Genomic DNA, 24,138 nt, shown 5'->3' with positions numbered 1-24,138 from the left:
CGACCTCGATTGTCATCCCGAGCGAAGCGAGGGATCTCCACCTGGATCGCCGGCGCCCGTTCTGATGTGGTGTGCCAGGACGAGATCCCTCGGTCGCGATGCTCTCTCGGGATGACACCTGCACCTACACCTGCTCGCCCAGGGGCAGCTTGCGCAGCCGTTTGCCGGTTGCGGCGAAGATGGCGTTGGCCAGGGCCGGGGCCAGGGGCGGCACGCCGGGCTCGCCCACGCCGGTGGGGGGCGCGGCCGAGGGCACGATATGGACCTCCACCCTGGGCATCTCGTTCATGCGCAGGCAGCGGTAGTCGTGGAAGTTGGATTGCTCGGCCCGGCCGTCCTTCAGGGTGATCTCGCCGAACAGGGCGGCGGACAGGGCGAAGGCAATGCCGCCTTCCATCTGGGCGCGGACCACGTCGGGGGTGACGGCCACGCCGCAATCCACGGCGCAGACCACGCGGTCCACCTTGATCTCGCCCTTGGCTCCGATGCTCACCTCGACCACCTGGGCGACGAAGGAGTGGAAGCTTTCATGCACGGCGATGCCCCGGCCCTTGCCGGCGGGCAGCGGCGAGCCCCAGCCGGCCTTGGCGGCGGCCAGCTCCAGCACGGCCAGATGGCGGGGCTGGTCGGCCAGCAGGGCGCGGCGCAGCTCCAGCGGGTCCTTGCCCCCGGCCTGGGCCAACTCGTCCAGGAAGCACTCGGTGGCGAAGGCGGTGTGGCTGGAGCCCACCGAGCGCCACCACAGCACCGGCACCGGGGCCTTGGGCGAGTGCAGGTCCACGGCCAGATTGGGGATGGCGTAGGGCAGGTTGGAGGCGCCCTCCACCGAGACCGGGTCGATGCCGTCCTTGATCATGCCGGCGAAGGGGCCGCCGTCCAGAATGGACTGGCAGACGACGCGGTGGCGCCAGGCCAGCGGCATGCCGCGCTCGTCCAGCGCCGCCTCGAAGCCGTGCAGGGCCATGGGGCGGTAATAGGCGCCGGCGATGTCGTCTTCCCGCGTCCACATCAGGCGGACCGGGGTGTTGAGCACCTTGGCCACCTCGACGCCCTCGACGATGTAGTCCGAGGTGGGGTTGGCGCGGCGCCCGAAGCTGCCGCCGGCCAGCATGGTGTGGATTTCCACCTGCTCGGGCTTCAGACCCGCCGCCTTGGCGGCCATGGCCTGGTCGTGGGTCTGGAACTGGCAGCCGGTCCAGATCTCGCATTTGCCCGGCGCCAGGCGCACCACGCAATTGAGCGGCTCCATGGGGGCATGGGCGAGATAGGGCAGTTCGTAGGTGGCGCTCTGGCGCTGCGCCGCCTGGGCCAGGATGGCCTCGGCGTCGCCGCGGGCGGCGGCCGGGCGGCCGGCTTTGCCCAGCAGGGCGGTCCAGTCGCGCCGCAGGCTCTCGGTGGAGACCTTGTCCGCCGGTTCGGCCCAGCGGGCGTTCAGGGCCTCGCGGCCCTTGTGCGCCGCCCAGAACGAGCTGGCGGCCACGGCGATGCCCGACGGGATGGGGAAGACCGCCATCACCCCCGGAACCGCCAGGGCCGCCTTGCGGTCATGGCCGTCCGGGCGGGCGCCCCAGACCGGCGGGCGGGCCACCAGGGCGGTCAGCATGCCGGGCAGGCGGAGGTCGGCGCCGAACTGGGCGGTGCCGTCGCTTTTCACGCGGGAATCGCTGCGTTTGACGCCGTCGCGGCCGATCAGGCGGAACTGGGAGGCGGGCTTGAGGGCCGGGGCGCTGGGCGGAGTCAGCTTGGCGGCCACCGACACCAGTTCGCCATAGCCCAGGCGGCGGCCGCTGGGGCTATGGACGACGCCGCCATTGACGGCGCTCAGGCTGGCGGCGTCGGCCCGCAGGATTCGGGCGGCCGCTTCCACCAGCATCTCGCGTGCTGCCGCGCCGGCCAGGCGCAGCTGCTCCCAGGAATTGGCGGTGGCGGTGGAGCCGCCGGTGCCCTGGCTCGGTCCCCAGAACAGATTATTGTAGCGCTTGGCGTCGGCGGGGGCGAAGGCGACGCTGACCTGGGCGGGGTCCACCTCTAACTCCTCGGCCACCAGCACCGGCAGGCCGGTGGCGACGCCCTGGCCCATCTCCAGATGCTTGACCGTCACCGTCACCTTGCCATCCGGCCCGATGGCGACGAAGGCATTGGGCCGCCAGCCCTCGGCCTCGGTATCGGCGTGGGCGTCGCCCACCGCCAGGGCCAGTCCGGCTCCGGCGGTGGTGATCAGGAAGGTGCGGCGGTCGATTCCGCCCGTGGGGACGGCGCGCTTCATGACGCCCCCCGCAGCCGCCGGGCGGCGAGATGGATGGCGGCGCGAATCCGCTGATAGGTGCCGCAGCGGCAGAGATTGCCGCTCATGGCGGTGTCGATGTCGCCATCGCTGGGATTGGGATTGCGGCGCAGCAGGGCGCCGGCGCTGATCAGCTGTCCCGACTGGCAATAGCCGCATTGGGGCACGTCCAGCTCGATCCAGGCGGCGCGCAACTGGGCCGAGACGGCGTCGCCCAGACCGGCCAGGGTCTGGATGCGGCGGCCGTTGATCTCGGAGACGGGGGTCTGGCAGGCCCGGGTCGGCTCGCCGTCCACCAGGATGGAGCAGGCACCGCACAGGCCCTGGCCGCAGCCGTAGCGGATGGAGGTCATGGACAGCAGGTCGCGCAGCACCCACAGCAAGGGGGTGTCGGGCGCGGCGTCCACCTTGTGCCGTTCACCGTTGATGATCAGGGAGAACATCCGCTCAGCGTCCTTCCGTTTGGAAGCGTTACAGGCTTACCCTCAAAGGGCATGGCAGGCAAGGGTTAACAAAATCCTAACCACGCTCGTGGTTGGAGTGGAGCGACCACAGTTTTCCACGGAGGCCTCCATGTCCAGACTGATCGCCCTGGCCCTTGCGGTTCTGTTTCTCGCCGGCGGCGCCAAGGCCCAGCAGGTCACCGATCAGACCATGATGGTGGGCAAGGCGGTCACCGTGGTGGAGCGCCTGCGGGCCGATCCCAATTTCAGTGGGCAGATGGCCAATCTGCTGGGGCGGGCGCGGGCGGTGCTGGTGGTGCCCGATCTGGTCAAGGGCGGGTTCATCCTGGGGGCGCAATACGGCACCGGCGTGCTGCTGGCCCGCGACGGGTCGGGACGCTGGAGCGGTCCGGCCTTCTACTCCATCGCGGCGGGCAGCGTCGGGCTGCAGATCGGCCTGCAGGATGCCGAGGCGGTCTATGTCATCATGAGCGAGGGTGGCCTCAAGGCCGTGGTGGAGAACCAGTTCAAGGCCGGCGCCGAGGCCGGCGTGGCGGTGGCGGTGGTCGGCGCCGGCGCCTCGGCCAACACCACCACCAATGTGGGGGCGGATATCTATGCCTTCTCCCGCGCCGTGGGGCTTTACGGCGGCGCCACCCTGGACGGCGCCGGCATCCTGCCCCGTCATTCGTGGAACGCCGCCTATTACGGCGGCAATCCGACGCCCGAGGACATCCTGTTCAGCCGCAGCGTGGATTCCCGCCAAGCCGACCGGCTGCGGGACATCCTGTCCCGCTAGATCATGTCAGTCCCTCGCCGGGCGCGGGCTTCCGCCCGCTTGGCCGCGGCCTCAATGGCCGCTATTAGGTGCCTATTTCATCACCCGCGAGAACCCTTCCGCCACCGGCAGGTAGGAGCGGCGCTTGCCCTTGGCCTCGCGCACGGCGGAGCCGGCGTAGATCTGCTTGGCGGCTTCGACCATGATCACGCCGCCGAAGGTCTCGAACCAGCGCTGGCCGATCTTTTCCACCGCCGAGGCCGAGCGCAGCATCATCCGCGACGTGGTGGGCGGCAGGAACAGGGCCGAGGCCTTGTTGATGGGCGTGAACATGTTGTCGCGCAGCAGGCGGTTCAACTGGCCCATGGTGTAGGGCCGCCCGTTGCCGAAGGGGGTGCGCTCCAGCCGGGCCCAGATGCCCCGGCGGTTGGGCGCCACCACCATCAGGCGGCCGCCATCGGCCAACACCCGCCAGGCCTCGCGCATCATGGCGCGCACCTGTTCGGCGGATTCCAGGGCATGGACCAGCAGCAGGCGGTCGATGGAGCGGTCGGGCAGCGGCAGGTCGGTCTCGTCCACCAGAGTGGTGAGGCCGGGACCTTCCGGCGGCCAGGGCAGCACGCCCTGGCTGGCCGGCATGGCGGCGATCACCCGCTCGGCCTCGGCGAGGAAGATGCGCAGATAAGGCGTGGCGAAGCCTAGGCCCAGGACCCGCTGGCCGGTGACGTCGGGCCACAGGGCGCGCACCTGCCGGCGGATCAGCCGCTGGGCGGTCTGGCCCAGGCTGCTGCCGTAAAAATCGCGCAGATCGACCACATCGGTCCACATGGCGGGATAGGACAGGTCTCGATTCATGGCGCAAGGATAGGCGTTTCGGCCGCTTGATGCTACATTCGGCCTATCGCTGCGGGTGGATGTCCATGGCCAAGATCATCGTCGAGCAGATTCCGGTATTGTCCGACAATTACGTCTATCTGGCGCACGAGCCCCTGGGCGGGGCCACGGCCGCCATCGATCCGGCGGTGTCCGAGCCGGTGCTGGAACGTCTGGCCGCCCGGGGCTGGACGCTGACCCATATCCTCAACACCCATCATCACGGCGACCACACCGGGGCCAATCTGGATCTGGCGCGGCGCACGGGCTGCGCCGTGGTCGGAGCGGCCCGCGATTCCGAGCGCATCCCCGGCATCACCCTGGAGGTGTCCGAGGGCGAGACCTTCATGCTGGGCCATGCCGCCGTCACCGTCCTCGAGGTTCCAGGCCATACCTCGGGGCATGTGGCCTACTGGCTGGCCGACAGCCATGTGCTGTTTTGCGGCGACACGCTGTTCTCGCTGGGCTGCGGTCGGCTGTTCGAGGGCACGGCCGAGGAGATGTGGGCCTCGCTGAAGAAGCTGCGCGACCTGCCGCCGGACACGCTGGCCTATCCCGCCCACGAATATACCGCCGGCAACGGCCGCTTCGCCCGGCTGGTGGAGCGCGACAACGGGGCGCTGAAGGCCCGGCTGGACGAGGTGGAGCGCCTGCGCGCCCACAACCGTCCCACCGTGCCGGTGCGGCTGGCCGACGAGCGTGCCGCCAATCCCTTCCTGCGGGCCGACACCGCCGCGATCGCCCGGGCGGTGGGGCTGGAGCCGGGAACCGATCCCGCTTTGGTCTTCGCCGAATTGCGGCGGCGCAAGGACGTGTTCTGACCGGAAAGCCGGGGCCGACCGGCCCCTTTGTGAACAACAGGGAGTGAGCCATGGGGCACGGCCGTGTTCTATTCGTCGACGACGAGCCCAGGGTGCTCGAAGGTATCCGGCGGACCATGCTGGAGTATGGCGACGAGTGGGTCAGCCTGTTCGCCACCAGCGCTCTTCAGGCCCTGGACATCATGGCCGCCGAGCCCGTCCATGTGGTGGTCACCGACATCGCCATGCCGGTCATGGACGGCAAGGCGCTGATCGCCGAGATGTACGAGGCCTATCCCGACGTGGTGGTGCTGGTCCTGTCGGGTCATTGGACGCCCGCCGTCTCGCACCAGCAGGTGGGGCCGGCGGTGCGGTTCCAGGGCAAGCCGGTCTCGCCCGAGCAATTGACCGCCGCCATTCGCGACGCCCTGGGCGAGGCGGTGCTGCCCGCCCTGGGCGAGCCGGCCGCCAAGCCCAGTCTGGTTTCGCCCGCCCACCGCGTCGGCCATGACCCCAGCTGGGTCGACTTGGGCGACGACGAATAGGGGGTAAACGGAAAGCTTACTTTTCCGGCCCGGCGAAGATGGTCCTGGTGCGCACCTCGCGGCTGGAGCCGTCGAGGACGAAGGTGACCGGCATGCTCTTGGACGCCGCCTTGGCGGCGGGAACGGTGACGTAAAGCCGGAACTCGCCGACGGAATCGCGGGGCACGCGCAGTTCGGCCTTGGCCACATTGCTGGCGCCGCCGACCACGTCGATGGCGGCATCCTCGACGCCTTCCAGATGCACGCTGAAGACCCGGTCCTCGGCCTTCATGTTCAGCACCTTGTAGACATAGCCGTTGCGGATGGAGCCGTTGGACATCTGGACGAACAGCGGGGCGCGCTCGTGCAGGACGTTGACGTCCACATCGGGCCGGGTGGTCAGGCGGAACAGCATGACCGAGGCGGCCAGGGCCATGATGCCGCCATAGATCATGGTGCGCGGGCGGATGATGCGCAAACCGGTGGGCTTGCCGCATTTGCGCGCTTCGATGTTGGAGCTGGAATCATAGGAGATCAGGCCGCGCGGCAGGCCGTAGCGGTCCATCACCTGATTGCAGGCGTCGATGCACAGGGCGCAGCCGATGCAGGCCAGCTGATTGCCCTGGCGGATGTCGATGCCGGTGGGACAGGCCTGGACGCACGAGCGGCAATCGACGCAATGGCCGCGCCCCTCGAAGCTCTGGCCCTTGCGCGCCGGGCCGCCCGGCTCGCCCCGCCACGCCTCGTAGGTGACGATCAGCGAATGCTCGTCGAACATGGCCGACTGAAAGCGCGAATAGGGGCAGAGATAGACGCAGACCCTCTCGCGGGCATAGCCGGCCAGCAGGAAGCAGAACCCGCCCAGGATGGCGACGAAGGCATAGACCGGCGGGTTGGCCTGGCCGGTGAAGATGTCACGCAGCATCTCGAAGGCATCGCCGAACCACAAGGTAAAGCCGATGCCGCAGGCCGCCGAGATGGCCAGCCACAGCAGGTTGATCACCGCCTTGCGGGCCAGCTTGCCCGCCGAGAGGGGCTGGCGCTCGAAGGCGATCCGCTGGCTGCGGTCGCCGATCACCAGCCGCTCCACCGCCACGAACAGGTCGGTGTAGACCGTCTGCCAGCAGATGAAGCCGCACCAGACGCGGCCCGCCACCGCGCTCATCAGGAACAGCAGGATGGCCGAGATCAGCAGGATGCCGGTCAGGTAGTAGATCTCCTGCGGCCAGATCTCGATGAACAGCATATAGGCCCGGCGGCCCGGCATATCGATCAGGATGGCCTGATTGGGCGCCCCCGGCCCCCGGTCCCAGCGCAGGAACGGCCCCAGATGCCACCAGGCCAGGGTGACGATCATGGACCACCACTTCCACGAGCGGAAGGTGCCGCTGACCGCGCGGGGCTGGGCCTTGCCGGTCTCCATGTAGACCGGCACCTCGCCTTTGTGCAGCGGCAAGGCCGGTACGGCGGGCTTGGTGTCCATGCTGGGCTCTCCGGGAATTTATATTAGGCCGGCAGTATATGAAAACCTCTCCAGAATGTCTTGTGACTAAGTCACCGACTCCACGACGGATCTGGCCGTGGTGGGGCGGTCTCGGACCGAACCACAAAATATGGTTTGCCCCCGGACTCGGCTTTTGACAGAATCCGGCGTTCTCGGGGAATAGGGGCTCATGGACGTTCAACGACTTGCCAAGGTGCTGGCGCTGGCCGCTTCGGACAACGATGCCGAGGCGCTGCACGCCTTGCGCACCGCCGGGCGGCTGCTGGAAGGCGCCGGGCTGGACTTCGTCGCCCTGGCGTCGCGGGTCGCCGAAGGCGGGCCGGTGGTCAGCTCCACCCGGCTGGAGGACCTGGAAGACACGGTCTTCGACCTGCGCAACGAAATCCGTCACCTGCGCTCGGAAAACGAAAAGCTGCGCCAGACCGCTCCGGCCCCGGCGAACGGTCTGGCCACCGCCGCCCAGGATGTGGCCCAGGTCATCCGTCTGCAGGCCGAACGCGACGAGTTGCGCGAAACCCTGGGCGCCGAGACCCGCCGCGCCGACGCCGCCCAGGCGGCCGAGCAGGCCCGTCTGGCCGATCTGGCCCAGGCCATCGAGGCGGCCGAGCGTCTGGCCGCCCAGCTCGAGGCGCTGAAGGGCCGCACCGACCGGCTGGAGGCCGAGAACCGCCGCCTGGGTCTGGTGGCCACCGCCCTCAAGGGCGAACTGGACGAGCGTCTGGCCGACCGCAATCATCCCCTGCCGCCGGTGGCGATGCCTCAGGCCGTCTCGCCGGTCGTGCAACCGGCCCCGGTGGTGCGGGCCGAACCGGCTCCCCGCCGCCCCGCCGTTCCGCCGCCAGCCGCCGTCGCCGCCCGGCGGCCCAAGGCGGGCCAGCCGGTCAACCAGTACGCTCTGTTCTAATCGGCTGCGGAGAATGCCCCTTCGGGGGCTTTTGCCCCCGATCCCCCAACCGGGAAGCATAGCTTCCCGAACCCTTCAGCTTTTCAATTCATTGAAAAAAGCGGGTGGTTCGGAGGCTGTGCCTCCGAACGGGTCCGGGCGGGTGCCCTGCCGCGAAGCGGGATCTTTGTCAGATCCAGCCCAGCAGGCGCCACCACAGGAAGTTCAGCGGCAGCAGGACGACAATGGTGATTCCCGCCAGCCACAGGCACAGCGTCTGGGCCGGGCCCAGGCGTTCGCCGCCCAATTGCATGGCCACCACCATGGGGGCGGATTCGTAGGGCAGGATGGGGTTGGAGAACCCCAGCACCTGACTCATCAGCACCGCCTCCACCGACAGTCCCGAGGCTTCGGCCATCTGACCGGCCATGGGGGACAGCACCGCCGGCGCGCCGGGCAGGGTGGTGAGCACGCTGACCACCGTGGACAGCACGGCCAGGGCGGCGAAGTTGGTGGCCTGATGGCCCGGGGCCAGCGGCAGCACCTCGAGGATGGCTCCGGCCAGCCGCGCTCCCAGCCCCGATTGGGCCACCACGGCGCCCAGACCCATGATTCCGGCCACATAGAACATGGAGCCGTAATTGATCTGCTCGTTGAAGGCCTTGCGGTCCACCAGCCCGACGCCGGGCAGCAGCAGCAGGGCGCCGGCCGCCATGCTGATCCAGGCCGGGCTGACATGGTGGACGAAGTCGGTGGCCCACAGCACCAGGGCGGCGGCCAGCAGCAGGGCGAGCTGCCCCTCCTGGCGCTTCATGGGGCCCATGGCCCGTCCCGCCGCCTCGGGCCGCGGCGTGTCGGGCCACAGCTTGACGATCAGCGGAATCATGATGGCGGTCTTGAGAAAGCCCAGCACCGGGAAGTGCAGCAGCAGATATTCGCCATAATTGGGCGTGTAGTGCCACAGGGTCTCGGAGGCGCCCACCAGCACCAGATTGGGCAGATTGGCGGGCAGGATGGAAAAGGTGGGGACATGGCAGCCGAAGGCGGCGGCCAGCACCACCCCCAGCCGGCCGTTGGAGCCGGGCTCGAAGCCGTAACGCTCGGCCAGCCCCACGGCGATGGGCATCAGCATGATGGCGCGCCCCATGGAGGACGGCATCAGGAAGCCCATGGCGAGGCCCACCAGGGTGACCCCGGTGATGATCCCCCAATAGCTGGAGCCGAAGGCGTGGCTCAGCCGGGCGCCCAGCCGCTCTCCCAGGCCGGTGGAGCGCACCGCGATGCCCATGACCAATCCGCCGAAGATCAGCCACAGCGCCGCCGACTGAAAGCCGCCGAACACCACCGAGGCCGGGGCCGCCTTCAGCAGCATGGCGGCCGTGAAGAAGAACACCGCGGTGATGGGCTCGGGGATCACCGCCGTGGCCCACAGCCCGATGAAGGCCACCGCCAGTCCGAGGACGCGCCCTTCGGTGCCCGGCAAAGGGTCGAGAACGACAATGGCCGCGCCCACCGCCACGGCGGTCCAGGCCAGCAGGCGGGGCAGCGGCAGCCGCACCAGGGGAAAGCTCATCACGCCACCTCATGTTTCATGTTACGTGATACATTATTCGCATTTGCCCCAAGAGTCCAGTTGGTGCATCATCCCAGCAAGAGGGGAGGGCCAAGGTGAAGCTGCAAAAGACCAATCTGGCCGATCAGGCCTATAAGGTGCTGCACGAGATGCTGCTGGGCGGCGGGCGCTTCATGCCCGGCGACAAGATCAGCGTCGAGGATCTGGCGCGCCAGCTGGGAGTCAGCCGTTCGCCGGTGTGGAACGCCATCGCCCGGCTGGAAGCCGACGGCATCGTCGAGGTCTGGCCGCGTCACGGCGTGTTCTTCGTCGGCTTCGACAAGGGCCGCCTGATGGACATCCTCGCCACCCGCGAGGCGCTGGAAGGCGCCGCCGCCCGTCTGGCCGCCGAGAAGGCGAGTCCCGAGCAGATCAAGGCCCTGCGCGAGTCCATCGGCCTGCAGCGCTCGGCCGTGGCGGACAGCGCCCACGAGGCCTATGCGACCGAGGTGGAGCGCTTTCACCGCCTGCTGGCCGAGGCCTCGGGCAATGTCGTGATGGTGGAGATCATCGAACGCCTGTGGGCGCGGACCAAGGCCATGTGCATCCGCCCGGACCTGCGTCCCGCCTTGATGGACGAGCGGGTGGAGGAGCACGCGCGCATGGTCGAGGCGGTGGTGCACCGCGACGGCGAAGCGGCCGAGAGCGAAATCCGTGCCCATATCCGCCGCATCGCCCAGGGTCTGAAGGGGGTGTAGCCCATCGGCGCCACTCCCCGTCGGGGGCTTTTGCCCCCGATCCCTTCAGTTTCTTGAAAAACTGGTGGTTCGAAGGCTGCGCCTCCGAACGGGTCAGGGCGGTGGCCCTGTCGCGCCAGCGGGTTGGTATAAAACCGGCCCTCAGCTGGTCGGCGTGCCGTCGCGCCGGGCCAGGACCTCGTCCAGGCAGCCCCGGTCGCTGACCGAATTGCCGCCGGGGGTGCGCACGGCGTAGTGGGCCACGGCGGTGCGGCCGTTGTCCTCGTAAAGGAACAGATCCAGCGTGCAGAGCTTGACCCGGTATTGCCAGATTTCGGCCGGGGGATCGCGGCGCACGAAGGCGGGCTTGCCCAGGGCGTGTTCGACGGCGGCGGCGCTCATGCCCTGCAGGGCCGAGGGCGCCATGCTGCCGGGGGCCGGCGGCGCCATCATGGCGACGTCCTCGTCGCCGCCCCGGCTCGGCCTGCCGGTGGCTGGTCCGCCGGTGGCGGCCGAATTGCCCGCCCCGTTGCAGGCGGCCAGCAAAAGCAGGAGCGAGGCTGACGCAAGGCGCTTGATCATTCCGTCCTCAGCGAGTGGAAGATGTGGACCATGAACGACGTGGCCACCACCGGGGCGGTGAGGTTCAGGATGGGAATCTGGAACAGCAGGTTGATAGCTGCGCCGCACAGCCACAGGCGGCCGAGATTGTTGCCGAAGGTCAGGCGCATGGCCTCGGGCTCCAGCCGGCGCGCCGCCACCAGCTCGAAATACTCGCGGCCCAGCAGATAGCCGTTGACCCCGTAATTGAGGATGATGCCGAAGCCCAGGAACAGCAGCGCCAGATAGAACGGCGCCGCCAGGGCGGTGATCAGCACCATCACCAGCAGGAAGCGGAGCGACCCCTTCAGGATTTCGGCCCAGCCCATCTCCCGCGCCGGGGCCAGATGGGGATAGTGCTCGGCCTCGACGATGCCGGCCACGTCGTCCAGCCAGAAGCTCATGACGAAGGTGGCCAGGGCCGAAAAAAACAGGATGGGCAGCAGCAGGGCGGTCAGCACCAGGACGATCTCGGCGCTGGTCTGGGCCAGGGCGTTGTCGAACAGGTGAACCTGGCGCAACACCGCCGAGGCGCCCATGGCCAGCGCCGCCCAGCAGGCCAGGGCCGCCGCCACGCCGAACAGCAGGATGCGGCGCAGGCGGGGATCGCTCAGTTGGGCGAAGGCCTTGTACAGGGCGGCGGGGATGGTCATGGAGGTCCATGGAACGGGGGCGGGGAAACCACGGATTCAAGCACGCTCCGCGCCATTCGCCAAGGCCAAAGGCGGTTTTTGTTGTTTATGGCGGCTTCCTGGCTATACTGCGCCGCAAAATGCCTCAGGAAATGGCGCGTCAGCGCCCGGGGCGCAGACTTTCCTTGCGAGAAGGCCCGTATCTAGCCATGGCGGACAAGACCATTCACGTCGCCGGAATCGGCAACGCGATCGTTGATGTACTGGTGCATGCCGATGATCTGCTGCTGCATCGTCTCGGCCTGACCAAGGGCGTGATGACCCTGATCGACGCCGAGCAGGCCGAGGCCATCTATTCCCAGTTGCCGCCGGGCATCGAATGCTCGGGCGGGTCCGCCGCCAACACCATCGCCGGCATCGCCGCCTTGGGCGGTCGCGCCGCCTATGTGGGCAAGGTCAAGGACGACCAGCTGGGTCAGGTGTTCCGCCACGACATCCGCAATTCCGGTGTGCATTTCGAGACCATGGCGGCCAGTGACGGCGCCTCGACGGCGCGCTGCTTCGTCCTGGTCACCCCCGATGCCCAGCGCACCATGCTGACCTATCTCGGCGCCTGCGTCGAACTTGGCCCCGACGACGTGGATGCCGGCCTGATCGCCGGCGCCGAGGTCACCTATCTCGAAGGCTATCTCTACGATCCGCCCGAGGCCAAGCGTGCCTTCCTCAAGGCCGCCACCACGGCCCATGGCGCCGGCCGGCTGGTGTCGCTGTCGCTGTCCGACCCCTTCTGCGTCGACCGCCATCGCGATGCCTTCCTCGATCTGGTCTCCGGCCATGTGGACATCCTGTTCGCCAACGAGGCCGAGTTGTGCTCGCTGTACAAGACCGAGTCCTTCGACGAGGCGGTGCGCGCCGTGCGCGGCCATTGCCGCGTCGCCGCCGTGACCCGCGGCGACAAGGGTTCGGTGGTGGTGACCGAGGACGAGGTCCAGGTGGTCGCCGCCGACGATATCGAGGCGCTGGTGGATACCACCGGTGCCGGCGATCTCTATGCGGCCGGATTCCTGTTCGGCTTCACCCAGGGGCGCGATCTCGCCTCCTGCGCCATTCTCGGCGGCATTGCCGCCGGTGAAATCATCTCCCATTACGGCGCCCGGCCCGAGCGTTCGCTCAAGGATCTGGCCCGCGCCAAGCTGGGTCCCCATATCTTCGAAAATCTCCGGTAAGACGAGTCCCATGGAACTTCGCAACATCGCCATTATCGCCCACGTCGACCACGGCAAGACCACTCTGGTGGATGCCATGCTGCGGCAATCGGGAACCTTCCGCGAAAACCAGCAGGTTGCTGAACGCGTGATGGATTCCAACGACCTGGAAAAGGAACGCGGCATCACCATCCTGGCCAAGTGCACCTCGGTCGAGTGGAAGGGAACGCGCATCAACATCGTCGACACCCCCGGCCACGCCGACTTCGGTGGCGAGGTCGAGCGTATCCTGTCCATGGTGGACGGCGTCGTGGTGCTGGTGGACGCGGCCGAGGGCCCCATGCCCCAGACCAAGTTCGTCACCGGCAAGGCCCTGGGCCTGGGCTTGCGCCCCATCGTCGTGATCAACAAGGTGGATCGCGGCGACGCGCGCCCCCACGAAGTGCACGACGAGTGCTTCGACCTGTTCGCGGCGCTGGACGCCGACGACAACCAGCTGGACTTCCCCACCATGTTCGCGGTGGGCCGCGACGGCTGGGCCGACGACAGCCTGGATGGCCCGCGCAAGGACCTCTCGGCCCTGTTCGACCTGATCGTCGCTCATGTGCCGCCGCCCCGGCGCGACCTGGAGGCGCCGTTCTCCATGCTGGCCACCACGCTGGAAGCCGACCCCTATCTCGGCCGCGTGCTGACCGGGCGCATCTATTCCGGCACGGCCAAGCTGAACATGCAGGTCAAGGGCCTGTCCCACGACGGCCAGCTGCTCGACAGTTCCGTCTCTCCAAGCTGCTGGCCTTCCGCGGCATCGAGCGCATTCCGGTGGAAAGCGCCGAGGCGGGCGACATCATCGCCATCGCCGGCATGACCAAGCCCACCGTGGCCGACACCATCTGCGCCCCCGAGGTCACCGAGCCCCTCAAGGCCAATCCCATCGACCCGCCGACCCTGTCCATGACCTTCTCGGTCAACGACAGCCCGCTGGCCGGTCAGGAAGGCGACAAGGTCACCTCGCGCATGATCGCCGCCCGTCTGGCCCGTGAAGCCGAGTCCAACGTCGCCATCCATATCCGCGAGACCGCCGGCAAGGACGCCTTCGAGGTGTCGGGCCGTGGCGAGCTGCAGCTGGGCGTGCTGATCGAGCAGATGCGCCGCGAGGGCTTCGAGCTGTCCATCTCGCGCCCCCGCGTGCTGTTCAAGACCGATGATGCCGGCAAGCGCCTGGAGCCCATCGAGGAAGTGTTCATCGACGTGGACGACGAATATTCCGGCGTCGTGGTCGAGAAGATGAGCCTGCGCAAGGCCGAACTCACCGGCATGCGCCCGTCGGGCGGCGGCAAGACCCGCGTCACCTTCCTGGCGCCCGCCCGCGGCCTGATCGGCTATCACGGCGAGTTCCTCACCGACACCCGCGGCACCGGCCTGATGAACCGCATGTTCCACGGCTATGCCCCCTACAAGGGCGCCATCGAGGGCCGCCGCAACGGCGTGCTGATCTCCAACGGCCAGGGCGACGCGGTGACCTACGCGCTGTGGAACCTTGAAGATCGCGGCTCCATGTTCATCACCGGCAACGTGAAGATCTACGAGGGCATGATCATCGGCGAGCACAATCGCCCCAATGACCTCGAAGTCAACGCGCTGAAGGCCAAGCAGCTCACCAACATCCGCGCCGCCGGCAAGGACGAGGCCGTCAAGCTGACCCCGCCCCGCAAGATGAGCCTGGAACAGGCCATCGCCTATATCGAGGACGATGAACTGGTGGAAGTGACGCCCAAGTCCATCCGCCTGCGCAAGCGCCTGCTCGACCCCAACGAGCGCAAGAAGGCCGATCGCGCCGCCAAGAACGACTAAACGAAAAGGGCGACCCTCGGGTCGCCCTTCTTGTTTGTGGCTCGGCCACTTTCCGTCGAAGGGGAGGGGGAGATCCTTGTGGGCTCTGCCCACGCCCGCAAAGGGCCTTGGGCCCTTTGATCCCCTTGGTTTGTCTGGAAGGGGAGCAATAATATGATGTCAGGTCAGGTCGATCTGTAGTATAGATGGACCATGATGGGCGCGCTGAATCAAGAAGTACTTGACGAGTGCGGTTAAATCCCGTACTTTCTGCACAATCGCATATCTAGCCGCCAAGGGGTAATCTCTGGCGGATTTTTTATGTTCGATGTGAACTGAGATGGGTTCCCCCATCCAATTCATGGTTCAGACCTCTGCTGGGGCACTTGGTGACCCGCAGGAGATTCCCGCATGGAACTCTTCATGTGGGCGCTGGTTGTCGGACCTGGCCTTCTTGACTTGCTTGCTCACTATACCCACGCGACTGCCGACCTAGGGTTTGGTATCGCGAGGTGTATTGCTGCGTTCAAGGCAATCCGGCGGTCCCTCGACTCCTAAATACAGCGCCTTAACACCTCATGATCGGATTCGACATGAGAACAATGCCTATGGAGTAAAAGCAGTATGAAAAATACACTAATTCACATCGTGATTTTCCTGAATGTTTCTCTGACCTTTACCGTAGATCTAAGCGTTGAGGCGGAATTCCAATTGGTTGCTTCCCCATATGAAAATGGCCACACCCATTCGGCGGGAAGGCCGGGGCCAGAGTCGCACTTGGGCGTTCGCTCAAATCAGGTCCAGCCGGCCGATGTCCGCAAGGGCGGTCGCCTCACGAAGGTCCGAGCTCCTCGGGCGCGGACTTAACCCTTGGGATCAAAGGGCCCGAGGCCCTTTGCGGGTGTGGGCAGAGCCCACAAGCAGATGGGTTTGAACAGGGCCGCCCTACAGCAGCAACTCCACCCTCGGCCCCTTCTCGGCCGCCTCGACCATGGGGCGGCAGCCGAACAGGCGGCTGGGCTCGACGCCGCCCTTGTCGGCCAGGAAGTCGCGCACGGCGTTGGTACGGCGCTGGGCCAGGGCGGAGAGCAGGTTGTGGTCGGGCGGGCCGAAGGATTCGGCCGGGCGATCATAGCCGACCAGCTTTTCCAGCTTGGACAGCAGCGGCCGGTCGGCGCTGCGGCGTTTGGCGGCCACCACAGGCCAGTCGCTGTCGTCGGCCTTGCCGCACAGGGTAAGCTTGAGGCCGGCGCGGCCCTTCACCAGTTCGGCGACCGCGGTCAGGGTCTTCTCGTGCTCGGGCGTCAGGGCGTCGATTCCGGGGGCGAAGGCCAGGGGCGGCAGGGCCAGATGGGACGGATCGTCGGCATCCATGGCCAGTTCGATCAGCGCCGCCACCGGGAAGGCCAGCTTCAGGGTGGTCAGCAGGGTGGATTTCAGCGCCCCGGCCACCGCCTGGGCCACGGCGTCGCTGATGTCCACGTCGGGATTGGTGGTGTCGCCCCGGATGGGCAGGGACAGCCGGATCAGGTCGTCGCCGTCGCGCAGCAGGTCGAGAACCGTGGCGATGGGCATGTCGATCTTGCCCGGCTTGGCCGGCGCCTTGGGATCGGGCGGCGCGATGAACAGCTGGGACAGGGCCAGGTTCAGCGCGCCCGACAATTTGCCCTGATCGGCGCTGACGCCCAGGGTGCCGTCGAAATGCCCCGATTGCAGGTTGACCCCCAGGGCCTCGGCCAGATAGGGCGACAGGGGCGGCAGTTCGAAGGCGGTGATCTTGCCATCGACCCGGCCGGAGATCTTGTCGGCGAAGGGCCGCACGGTGCCCGCCGCGGTGATCAGGCCCCGGCCAGCCCCTGCCTTGATCTCAAAGGCGGAATCCCGGTCGGGGGCTTCGCTGTCCAGATTGGTGATGATGAAGTCCAGCGGCATCACGTCGATGCGCACGGTTTCCGTCATGGTGCGGTCGCGCAGGTTGACCCGGCTGTCGCCGACCATCAGCTTGCCGATGCGGATGTCGGTGGTGTCCTCGTCCCTGGTCCGGGCCGCCTTGGTCTCCTTGGCGTCCTTGGGCGCCTTGTCGTCGGAGATGAAGCCGACCAGACCCTCGGGGGTGCGGTTGACGCGGGCCAGCATGCCGTCAATGCGCACCTCGTCGGCGGAGACGTCGCCATCGCCATCGCGGGCGGCGCGGTCAAGGCGCAGCCGCTTGGTTTCCAGGCGCCAGTTATAGCCACCCTGGCCCTCCTTGCGCAGGGCGTTCACCCCGTCGGCGGTCAGGGTGGCGACGGAGACGGCGCCGTCGCGGGCCAGCTTCAGGGATTGGGCCTCGACGCGTTCAACCGTGGCCAGATCGGTCTTGCGGGCCGCGTCCTGAACGGTCAGGCCGTCCAGACGGGTCTTGGGCAGTTCGGCCTCCACCGCCTTGCCGAAGGTCACCTTGCCCTCGGCCCCGGCGGCGCGCAATCCGGTGCGGATATCGCCCACAGCCAGGCGCAGCGGTCCCAGCCCCACCTTGCCCTCGGCCTGCCCCGCCAGGTCGGCGGTGTCGAGGTCGAAGTGGCCGGTCCAGTCCACGGCGTCGGGGGCGGCATCGTGGCCGGCCACGGCGACATGGGCGCCGGTGGCCTTCAGCCCGCCCTGCCAGCCCACCCGGCGGCCGTCCCAGTCCAGGCGGGCGGCGTCGAGGGCCAGCGCGGCGGCGGTTCCCTCGCCGCCCTCGCCCTTGCCCGCCAGGGTGGCGCCGTCGATGCGACCGGCCAGGGCGGCCTTGGCGCCGTCCCAGGAGAGAGTCTTGAGATCGAGGGAAAGCTTGCCGGCCGAGCCCTTGCCGCCGGGAGCGGTGACGGCCAGCGCCTCGGTGGCGAATTTGACGGCGCTAAGCTCCGCCTTGGCGCCGTCCCAGGCCAGGCCACCCAATTCCAGGTCCAGCCGCCCGGCGGTGCCGCCGGTTTCGGCGACCTTGGCGTCCAGGGCCTCGGCGCCCAGGGTGGCGGCCAGATCGAGCCGGGTTCCGTCCCAGGTCAGGCGGCCGATCTCCAGGTCCAGGCGGGTCGCCTTGGCGGCGGCCGGCGCAGTCAGGGCGGGGGCGTCCAGGGCGAGGCGGCCGTTGACCTTGACCGACGGTCCAGAGGGGAGCAGAACGCCCTCCGCCGTCAGGGAGAGGTCGGCCTTGCCGCTCAGCCCTTCCGCGCCGGCGCGCGCCGCTAGGGCGGCGAAATCGGCCAGGGCCAGGGCCTGCACCTGGGCGGCGACGGCGAGAGAGGGCTCGGCGGCGAAGGGGTGCGCCGTGCCGGACAGGGCAATGGCGGCGCCGTTCAGGCTGCCCTTGAGGGTGAAGGAGACGGCGCGGCGGGGGTCCAGGTTGTTGACGTTCTCCACCAGCAGCCGCTCGACGGCGATGTCGGCGACGAAGTCGCCGTCAACCACATGCAGGCGGGAATGGGTCAGTTCCAGCCCCGCCACGTCGATACCCCAGGGGGGCGAGGGCGTCGGGTCCTGGGCCGAGGGCGGCGCGGCGGCCACCGCCAGGGGCAGGCCGTTGAGGACGAAGCCGTCGCCGTCGCGCTTCAGGTCGATGTCGATGCCCTCGACCGCCACCCGGTCCACGACCAGACGGCGGTCCAGCAGGGGGCGCCAGCGGAATTTCAGGTCGAAATCGCCGATGCCCAGGGCCTTGCCCAGGGCGGGCTGGGCCACCACCTTGCGCACCGTGAGGCGGCCGCCGAACAGCGAGATATCGGTGTCGTCGATGCTGACCTCGACCATGCCGAGGCCGCGCAGGGCCTTGGCCAGACCCCAGCGGAACCCCGCCTCGGGCAGCAGGTCGCCGGCCAGGCCGAGGACGAGCACGACCAGCGCGGCCGCCGCCATCACCACATGGCGCCGCCGGACCTCGTACCCCCAAAGCATTCTGCCGACCAACTTCATACGTCCTATGATCGGTCGGCCGTGGAAAAAGGCAATAGGGCAAACACCCCTCGTCAAGTGCCGCGATTTTTGCCATGGTGCGGGCCATGAGCGATTCGACCTTCTCCGCCAAGAATCTGGCCTGCGTGCGCGGCGGGCGCGTGGTGTTCGCCGGGCTGGGGTTCTCCCTGTCGGCGGGCGGCGCCCTGGTTTTGCTGGGGCCCAACGGCTCGGGCAAGTCGAGCCTGCTGCGCGTGCTGGCCGGGCTGTTGAAGCCCGCCCACGGGCTGCTGGCCTGGAACGGCGAGGCCCTGGCCGAGGACCCCGAGGCCCATGCGGCGCGCACCCATTACCTGGGGCATCACGACGCGGTGAAGCCGGTGCTTTCGGTGGCCGAGAACCTGCGGTTCTGGGCGCACCTGCACGATCCCCACGCCGAGCGGGCCGGGCGGGCCGTGGACGCGGCGCTGTCGCGCTTCGGGCTGGCGCGGCTGGCCACCATTCCCGGCAAGATGCTGTCGGCGGGGCAAAAACGCCGCACCAATCTGGCCCGCCTGCTGGCTGCTCCCAGCCCGCTGTGGCTGCTGGACGAGCCGACCACGGCGCTGGACAAGGCCTCCATCAAGGTCCTCGAGGACGTGCTGGCCGAGCACCGGGCGGCGGGCGGCATGGTGGTGCTGTCCACCCATGCCGACATCAACATGCCGGGCGCCCAGGAACTGCATCTGGATCAATTCGCCGTGGCGGAGGAGCTTCCATGAACCGCTTTGTCGAGGTGGTTCGCCGCGACCTGCGTCTGGCCCTGCGCCAGGGCTCGGACAGCGTCATGGTGGTGACCTTCTTCGTGCTGACCGTGGTGCTGTTTCCCTTCGGCATCGGGCCGGAAGCCAATGTGCTGGAGCGCGTGGCGGCCGGGGTGCTGATGGTCACCGCTTTGCTGGCCTCCATGCTGTCGCTGGACCGGCTGTTCCAGGCCGATTACGAGGATGGCTCGCTGGAGCTGCTGGTGCTGACCCCGGCGCCCCTGGGCGTGGTGGTCGCGGCCAAGATGCTGGCCCACTGGCTGACCACCGGCCTGCCGCTGATGGTGGCCGCGCCGGTGCTGGCCGTTCTGCTGCACATGCACGAGGACGGGTTCCTGACCCTGCTGGCCGCCATGGCGCTGGGCACTCCGGTGCTGTCCCTGGTGGGCGGCATCGGCGCCGCCTTGGTGCTGGGGGCAAGGCGGGGCGGGGTGCTGCTGTCGCTGCTGATCCTGCCGCTGTACGTCCCGGTGCTGATCTTCGGGGTGGGGGCCATCGATGCCGCCGTGCAGGGCCTGTCGGCCAAGCCCCATCTGCTGATCCTGTCGGCCATGCTGGCCGCCGCCCTGGTCCTCGCCCCCTGGGCCAGCGCCGCGGCGCTGCGGCAGGCGCTGGAATAGAGCGTTAAGCGGGTTGGGGAACGGCTCCACTTCGGGGGCGTTTGCCCCCGATCCCCCAATCGGGAAGCATGGCTTCCCGAACCCTTCAGCTTTTCAGACCATTTGGCGCGAGATGAAGTCGATCACCCGCTTGCCCGCGCCATGCTCCCACAGATTGTTGTGGCCGGCCTCGGGCAGGAACAGCCCTTCCTTGACGGAGTCGGCGGCGTTTAGCACCGCATGGCCCATGGTTACCGGCACCAGCTGGTCCTTGTCGCCGTGCACCACCAGCAGCGGCACCCGCAGGCTGGCGGCCTTGAGCAGGTTGTCGTAGCGGTCCCGCGTCAGCATCTGGGCCAGCGGCGGCAGCACATAGGCCGGCGCCAGATCGGCCAGCGAGGTGAAGGGGCTTTCCAGCACCAGCATCATGATGTCGTGGCGCATGGCCATTTCCATGGCGACGCCCGAGCCCAGCGACTCGCCGTAAAGAACCAGACGGCGCGACGGCACGCCCTGGCCGGTCAGCCAGCGGACGGCCGCCTCGGCATCGGCGTAGAGCCCCTGTTCGCTGGGGCGGCCCGCATTGCCGGCAAAGCCCCGGTATTCCGCCAGCAGGACGCCGAAGCCGGCGTCGAGGAAGGCGCGGGCCTTATGGGCGCGGTCGGCCAGGGTGCCGGAATTGCCGTGAAAGAACACGATGGTCGGGCGGCCCGGAATCTTGGGCGGCGCATACCAACTGGTGGCGATCCAGCCATCGGCGGATTTGAGCGCAACCGGCACCATCTCGGGCAGTCCCGCCTCGTCGGGACGGGTGCGGGTGGTGCCGGGGTGGTAGATCATGCCGCGCTGCATCAGGGCGACGAAACCGACCAGCAGCAGGTAAACCCCGCCCAGGCCCAGCACCGTCTTGACCATGATCATCAGCACCGGGGTGATCCTTGCTTGAGAAAGAGGGCCTTGAAAAGGGTGAGGCCCGCGAATTGCTCCGCGGGCCTCTGTCTTCCCACTTGGCGTGGAGTATTAGCCGCGATTCATGCGGCTGTCGATGAGGTCGTCAACCACACCGGGATCGGCCAGGGTCGAGGTGTCGCCCAGCGAGCCGAAGTCGTTCTCGGCGATCTTGCGCAGGATGCGGCGCATGATCTTGCCCGAACGGGTCTTGGGCAGGCCCGGCGACCACTGGATCAGGTCGGGGCTGGCGATGGGGCCGATTTCCTTGCGGACCCAGTTGACCAGTTCCTTGCGCAGATCCTCGGAGGGCTCTTCCCCGGCGACCAGGGTGACATAGGCATAGATGCCCTGGCCCTTGATGTCGTGGGGATAGCCGACCACGGCGGCCTCGGCCACCTTGGGATGGGCGACCAGGGCGGATTCCACCTCGGCGGTGCCCATGCGGTGACCGGACACGTTGATCACGTCGTCGACGCGGCCGGTGATCCAGTAATAGCCGTCCTCGTCGCGGCGCGCGCCGTCACCGGTGAAGTACATGCCCTGGTAGGTGGCGAAGTACGACTGCTTGAAGCGCTCGTGATCGCCCCACAGGGTGCGCATCTGGCCGGGCCAGCCGGGCTCGGCGAGGCAGAGGTTGCCCTCGACGGCGCCTTCCAGGGTCTTGCCCTCGGCGTCGACCATCACCGGCTTGACGCCGAAGAACGGACGGGTGGCCGAACCGGGCTTCAGCGCGGTGGCGCCCGGCAGCGGGGTGATCAGGATGCCGCCGGTTTCGGTCTGCCACCAGGTGTCGACGATGGGGCAACGGCCGTCGCCCACCACGCGGTGGTACCAGGTCCAGGCCTCGGGGTTGATGGGCTCGCCCACCGAACCCAGCAGGCGCAGCGAGGCGCGGCTGGTCTTCTTCACCGGCTCCTCGCCTTCGCGCATCAGCGAGCGGATGGCGGTGGGCGCGGTGTAGAAGATGTTGACCTTGTGCTTGTCCACCACGTCCCAGAAGCGCGACACGGTCGGGTAGTTGGGAATGCCCTCGAACATCAGGGTGATGGCGCCGTTGGCCAGCGGACCATAGACGATGTAGGAGTGACCGGTGACCCAGCCCACATCGGCGGTGCACCAGTAGATGTCGCCCTCGTGATAGTCGAAGACGTACTGGTGGGTCATGGAGGCATAGACCAGATAGCCGCCGGTGGTGTGGACCACGCCCTTGGGCTTGCCGGTCGAGCCCGAGGTGTAGAGCAGGAACAGCGGGTCCTCGGCGCTCATCTCCACGGGGGTGTGGGTCGGAGCGGCCTTGGCCACCAGGTCGTGGTACCAGTGGTCACGGCCTGTGACCATGTGGATGTCGCCGCCGGTGCGCTTGACGACGATGACGCTCTTGCACGACCAGCAGGTCTCGAGAGCCTTGTCCACATTGGCCTTCAGCGGAACCTTGCGGCCGCCGCGCAGACCCTCGTCGGCGGTGATCAGCAGCGAGGAATCGCAATCCTGGATGCGGCCGGCCAGGGCGTCGGGCGAGAAGCCGCCGAACACGATGGAATGCACGGCGCCGACGCGGGCGCAGGCCAGCATGGCCACCGCCGCCTCGGGGATCATGGGCAGATAGATGGTGACGCGGTCACCCTTCTTCACGCCCAGATCGGTCATGGCATTGGCCAGGCGGCAGACGCGCTCGTGCAGGTCGCCATAGGTGATATGGGCGGATTCGTTGGGGTCGTCGCCTTCCCAGATGATGGCGGTCTGGTCCCGGCGCTTGGCCAGATGGCGGTCCAGGCAGTTGGCCGACACGTTGAGCGTGCCGTCCTCGAACCACTTGATGCTGACGTCGCCGGAATAGGAAACGTTCTTCACCTTGGTGAAGGGCTTGATCCAGTCGATGCGCTTGCCGTGCTCGCCCCAGAACCCGTCGGGGTCCTTCACCGAGCGCTCATACCATTCATTGTACTTGTCGTTGTCGATGAGAGCGTTCTTCGCGGTCTCAGCGGGCACAGGATAGACCTCGGACATCTTGGGGGTGTCTCCCTTTTCTGATTGACCCGCGTCCATTTGGTGGCTGGCGCGGGATGTTTCCCCAGTAAGCAGGCTGATGATTATGTTCGACTCGCCATGACGAAACAAGCCCGCTCAAAGGGGTAGGTGCCATGCCATCATGGAATTGCAATCATTCCAGTTGCATGACCTGTCCGTCGCGGATTTCGACAGCAAAGGGTTGGAGCGACTGGCCGTTGCAGGGGCCGCGGGTGCAGCGGCCGCTCTCGATCTCGAACAGGGCGAAGTGGTTGGCGCACAGGATCGACGTTTGGAACAGGTCCAGGAACTTGTTGTCTTCCAGGTTGAGCGGTGCCCCCACATGCGGGCAGGAATTGACATAGCCGAAGACCTGCCCACCCCGGCGCACCACGAAGACGCGGCGCTTCTCGCCATCGACCATGGCGCGGAACTCGCGGGCGCCGGGATCGGGGATGGACTCCAGCGCGCAGAGGGTCTTCAAGCCGTCACCCCGCCCAGGTCGCACAGCAGCCGCCACGAGGCCTCGTCCACCGGGCAGACCGACAGCCGGCTCTGGCGCAGCAGCGGCAGCTCGGCCAGCCGGGGATCGGCCTTGATCTCGGCCAGGGTGACCGGCCGGGCCAGGGGGGCCACCGCCTTGAGGTCCGGGCACATCCAGCGCGGGTCCTCGGCGGTGGGGTCGGGATAGGCTTCGCGCACCACCTCGACCACGCCGACGATGCGCTTTTCGTCCACCGAGTGGTAGAAGAACGCCCGGTCGCCCAGCTTCATGGCCTTCAGGTTGTTGCAGGCCTGATAGTTGCGCACCCCGGTCCAGGCGGTCACGCCGTCGCGCACCTGATCGTCCCACGACCAGGCGCCGGGCTCGGACTTGACAAGCCAGAAGGCCATCAGGGCAGGACCTTCTTGTAGCGGATGACGCTGACGCTTTCGAACAGGCCGGCCTTGGCATAGGGGTCGTTGGCCAGGAAGGCCTCCACCTCGGCGCGGTTGTCGGTGTCGAACACGAAGGCGCTGCCGATCATGCCCTGGCCGTCATCGGTCAGCAGCGGGCCGCCGATGATCATCTTGTCCAGGAAGGTCTTGGCGTATTCCAGATGGGCGGCGCGGTTGTCGAGGCGGGTCTGAAGATGACCGGGCTTGTCCTTGCACTGGACCATGAACATACTCTGATACTCCGAATTCGGATATGAAGCCCCCTAAGGTAACGGAAAAAAGGCC

At 67.8% G+C, this 24,138-nt stretch carries 21 protein-coding genes and 1 pseudogene; 9 read left to right on the top strand and 13 right to left on the bottom strand.

Translation table 11 applies throughout. The features are described 5' to 3' along the window. Nucleotides 1–124: 124 nt before the first annotated feature. Nucleotides 125–2,266 (bottom strand): xanthine dehydrogenase family protein molybdopterin-binding subunit, encoded by a 2,142-nt coding sequence (locus tag AMB_RS21230; RefSeq protein WP_011386545.1) that lies wholly within the window; start codon nucleotides 2,264–2,266, stop codon nucleotides 125–127. Beyond that, on the bottom strand, nucleotides 2,263–2,727 hold the full coding sequence (locus AMB_RS21225; RefSeq protein WP_043745513.1) for a (2Fe-2S)-binding protein: 465 nt from the start codon (nucleotides 2,725–2,727) through the stop codon (nucleotides 2,263–2,265). Before AMB_RS21225 ends, AMB_RS21230 begins: the two co-directional genes overlap by 4 nt. Before the next feature lie 130 nt (nucleotides 2,728–2,857). Here AMB_RS21225 and AMB_RS21220 point away from each other — a divergent pair, with 130 nt between their 5' ends. Continuing rightward, nucleotides 2,858–3,526 (top strand): lipid-binding SYLF domain-containing protein, encoded by a 669-nt coding sequence (locus tag AMB_RS21220; protein WP_043745508.1) that lies wholly within the window; start codon nucleotides 2,858–2,860, stop codon nucleotides 3,524–3,526. A 72-nt stretch (nucleotides 3,527–3,598) separates the two neighbouring features. Here the strand turns inward: AMB_RS21220 and AMB_RS21215 are convergent, their stop codons facing one another. Next, a complete protein-coding gene (locus tag AMB_RS21215; protein WP_043747126.1) occupies nucleotides 3,599–4,333 on the bottom strand; it encodes a class I SAM-dependent methyltransferase in 735 nt (244 codons plus the stop codon). Between the two features lie 92 nt (nucleotides 4,334–4,425). Between AMB_RS21215 and gloB the strand changes: the two genes are divergently transcribed. Further along, the gene (gene gloB, locus AMB_RS21210; RefSeq protein ID WP_043747124.1) at nucleotides 4,426–5,199 is read left to right on the top strand and encodes a hydroxyacylglutathione hydrolase; all 774 of its coding nucleotides are present in this window, start codon (nucleotides 4,426–4,428) and stop codon (nucleotides 5,197–5,199) included. A 50-nt stretch (nucleotides 5,200–5,249) separates the two neighbouring features. Further along, nucleotides 5,250–5,723, top strand: coding sequence for a response regulator (locus AMB_RS21205; protein ID WP_011386540.1), 474 nt, complete (start codon nucleotides 5,250–5,252; stop codon nucleotides 5,721–5,723). Between the two features lie 16 nt (nucleotides 5,724–5,739). Here the strand turns inward: AMB_RS21205 and ccoG are convergent, their stop codons facing one another. Beyond that, nucleotides 5,740–7,185 (bottom strand): cytochrome c oxidase accessory protein CcoG, encoded by a 1,446-nt coding sequence (gene ccoG / locus AMB_RS21200; protein ID WP_011386539.1) that lies wholly within the window; start codon nucleotides 7,183–7,185, stop codon nucleotides 5,740–5,742. 190 nt (nucleotides 7,186–7,375) lie between these two features. Here ccoG and AMB_RS21195 point away from each other — a divergent pair, with 190 nt between their 5' ends. Next, complete coding sequence (locus tag AMB_RS21195; protein WP_011386538.1) at nucleotides 7,376–8,110, top strand: hypothetical protein; 735 nt, start codon at nucleotides 7,376–7,378, stop codon at nucleotides 8,108–8,110. Nucleotides 8,111–8,279: 169 nt separating this feature from the next. Here the strand turns inward: AMB_RS21195 and AMB_RS21190 are convergent, their stop codons facing one another. Then, nucleotides 8,280–9,662, bottom strand: coding sequence for an SLC13 family permease (locus AMB_RS21190; protein WP_011386537.1), 1,383 nt, complete (start codon nucleotides 9,660–9,662; stop codon nucleotides 8,280–8,282). Nucleotides 9,663–9,757: 95 nt separating this feature from the next. Here AMB_RS21190 and AMB_RS21185 point away from each other — a divergent pair, with 95 nt between their 5' ends. After that, a complete protein-coding gene (locus tag AMB_RS21185) occupies nucleotides 9,758–10,399 on the top strand; it encodes a GntR family transcriptional regulator (RefSeq protein ID WP_011386536.1) in 642 nt (213 codons plus the stop codon). Nucleotides 10,400–10,540: 141 nt separating this feature from the next. On the opposite strand, the gene AMB_RS23645 is transcribed toward AMB_RS21185, so the two are convergent. Both AMB_RS23645 and AMB_RS21175 read right to left on the bottom strand, forming a co-directional pair. Beyond that, nucleotides 10,541–10,960, bottom strand: a complete 420-nt coding sequence (locus AMB_RS23645; RefSeq protein ID WP_011386535.1) for a hypothetical protein — start codon at nucleotides 10,958–10,960, stop codon at nucleotides 10,541–10,543. Then, nucleotides 10,957–11,631, bottom strand: coding sequence for an EI24 domain-containing protein (locus tag AMB_RS21175; protein WP_011386534.1), 675 nt, complete (start codon nucleotides 11,629–11,631; stop codon nucleotides 10,957–10,959). Before AMB_RS21175 ends, AMB_RS23645 begins: the two co-directional genes overlap by 4 nt. 188 nt (nucleotides 11,632–11,819) lie before the next feature. On the opposite strand from AMB_RS21175, the gene AMB_RS21170 reads away from it, so the two are divergent. Continuing rightward, the gene (locus tag AMB_RS21170) at nucleotides 11,820–12,836 is read left to right on the top strand and encodes an adenosine kinase (RefSeq protein WP_011386533.1); all 1,017 of its coding nucleotides are present in this window, start codon (nucleotides 11,820–11,822) and stop codon (nucleotides 12,834–12,836) included. Nucleotides 12,837–12,846: 10 nt separating this feature from the next. Further along, a pseudogene (typA, locus tag AMB_RS21165) lies at nucleotides 12,847–14,666 on the top strand (translational GTPase TypA). Between the two features lie 924 nt (nucleotides 14,667–15,590). Here the strand turns inward: typA and AMB_RS21160 are convergent. Then, complete coding sequence (locus tag AMB_RS21160) at nucleotides 15,591–18,557, bottom strand: DUF748 domain-containing protein (protein ID WP_231848916.1); 2,967 nt, start codon at nucleotides 18,555–18,557, stop codon at nucleotides 15,591–15,593. Nucleotides 18,558–18,661: 104 nt separating this feature from the next. On the opposite strand from AMB_RS21160, the gene ccmA reads away from it, so the two are divergent. Together ccmA and ccmB are read left to right on the top strand one after the other, a co-directional pair. Continuing rightward, a complete protein-coding gene (gene ccmA, locus AMB_RS21155; protein WP_011386529.1) occupies nucleotides 18,662–19,315 on the top strand; it encodes a heme ABC exporter ATP-binding protein CcmA in 654 nt (217 codons plus the stop codon). Continuing rightward, nucleotides 19,312–19,977, top strand: a complete 666-nt coding sequence (gene ccmB / locus AMB_RS21150) for a heme exporter protein CcmB (RefSeq protein WP_011386528.1) — start codon at nucleotides 19,312–19,314, stop codon at nucleotides 19,975–19,977. The genes ccmA and ccmB overlap by 4 nt, the downstream gene beginning before the upstream one ends. 93 nt (nucleotides 19,978–20,070) lie before the next feature. Here the strand turns inward: ccmB and AMB_RS21145 are convergent, their stop codons facing one another. From AMB_RS21145 to AMB_RS21125, 5 genes are all read right to left on the bottom strand, one after another. Next, a complete protein-coding gene (locus AMB_RS21145) occupies nucleotides 20,071–20,877 on the bottom strand; it encodes an alpha/beta hydrolase (protein WP_231849098.1) in 807 nt (268 codons plus the stop codon). Between the two features lie 99 nt (nucleotides 20,878–20,976). Beyond that, the gene (gene acs, locus AMB_RS21140; RefSeq protein WP_011386526.1) at nucleotides 20,977–22,914 is read right to left on the bottom strand and encodes an acetate--CoA ligase; all 1,938 of its coding nucleotides are present in this window, start codon (nucleotides 22,912–22,914) and stop codon (nucleotides 20,977–20,979) included. A 154-nt stretch (nucleotides 22,915–23,068) separates the two neighbouring features. Continuing rightward, a complete protein-coding gene (locus AMB_RS21135) occupies nucleotides 23,069–23,398 on the bottom strand; it encodes a Rieske (2Fe-2S) protein (RefSeq protein WP_231848915.1) in 330 nt (109 codons plus the stop codon). Further along, nucleotides 23,395–23,808: an EVE domain-containing protein gene (locus tag AMB_RS21130; protein WP_011386524.1), complete on the bottom strand. Its 414-nt coding sequence runs from the start codon at nucleotides 23,806–23,808 to the stop codon at nucleotides 23,395–23,397. Before AMB_RS21130 ends, AMB_RS21135 begins: the two co-directional genes overlap by 4 nt. Then, nucleotides 23,808–24,083: a YciI family protein gene (locus tag AMB_RS21125; RefSeq protein WP_011386523.1), complete on the bottom strand. Its 276-nt coding sequence runs from the start codon at nucleotides 24,081–24,083 to the stop codon at nucleotides 23,808–23,810. Before AMB_RS21125 ends, AMB_RS21130 begins: the two co-directional genes overlap by 1 nt. Nucleotides 24,084–24,138 lie beyond the last annotated feature (55 nt).

The organism is Paramagnetospirillum magneticum AMB-1, assembly GCF_000009985.1.
In the GTDB taxonomy this organism is placed as follows: domain Bacteria; phylum Pseudomonadota; class Alphaproteobacteria; order Rhodospirillales; family Magnetospirillaceae; genus Phaeospirillum; species Phaeospirillum magneticum.
This window is presented reverse-complemented; position numbering and strand designations above follow the sequence as displayed.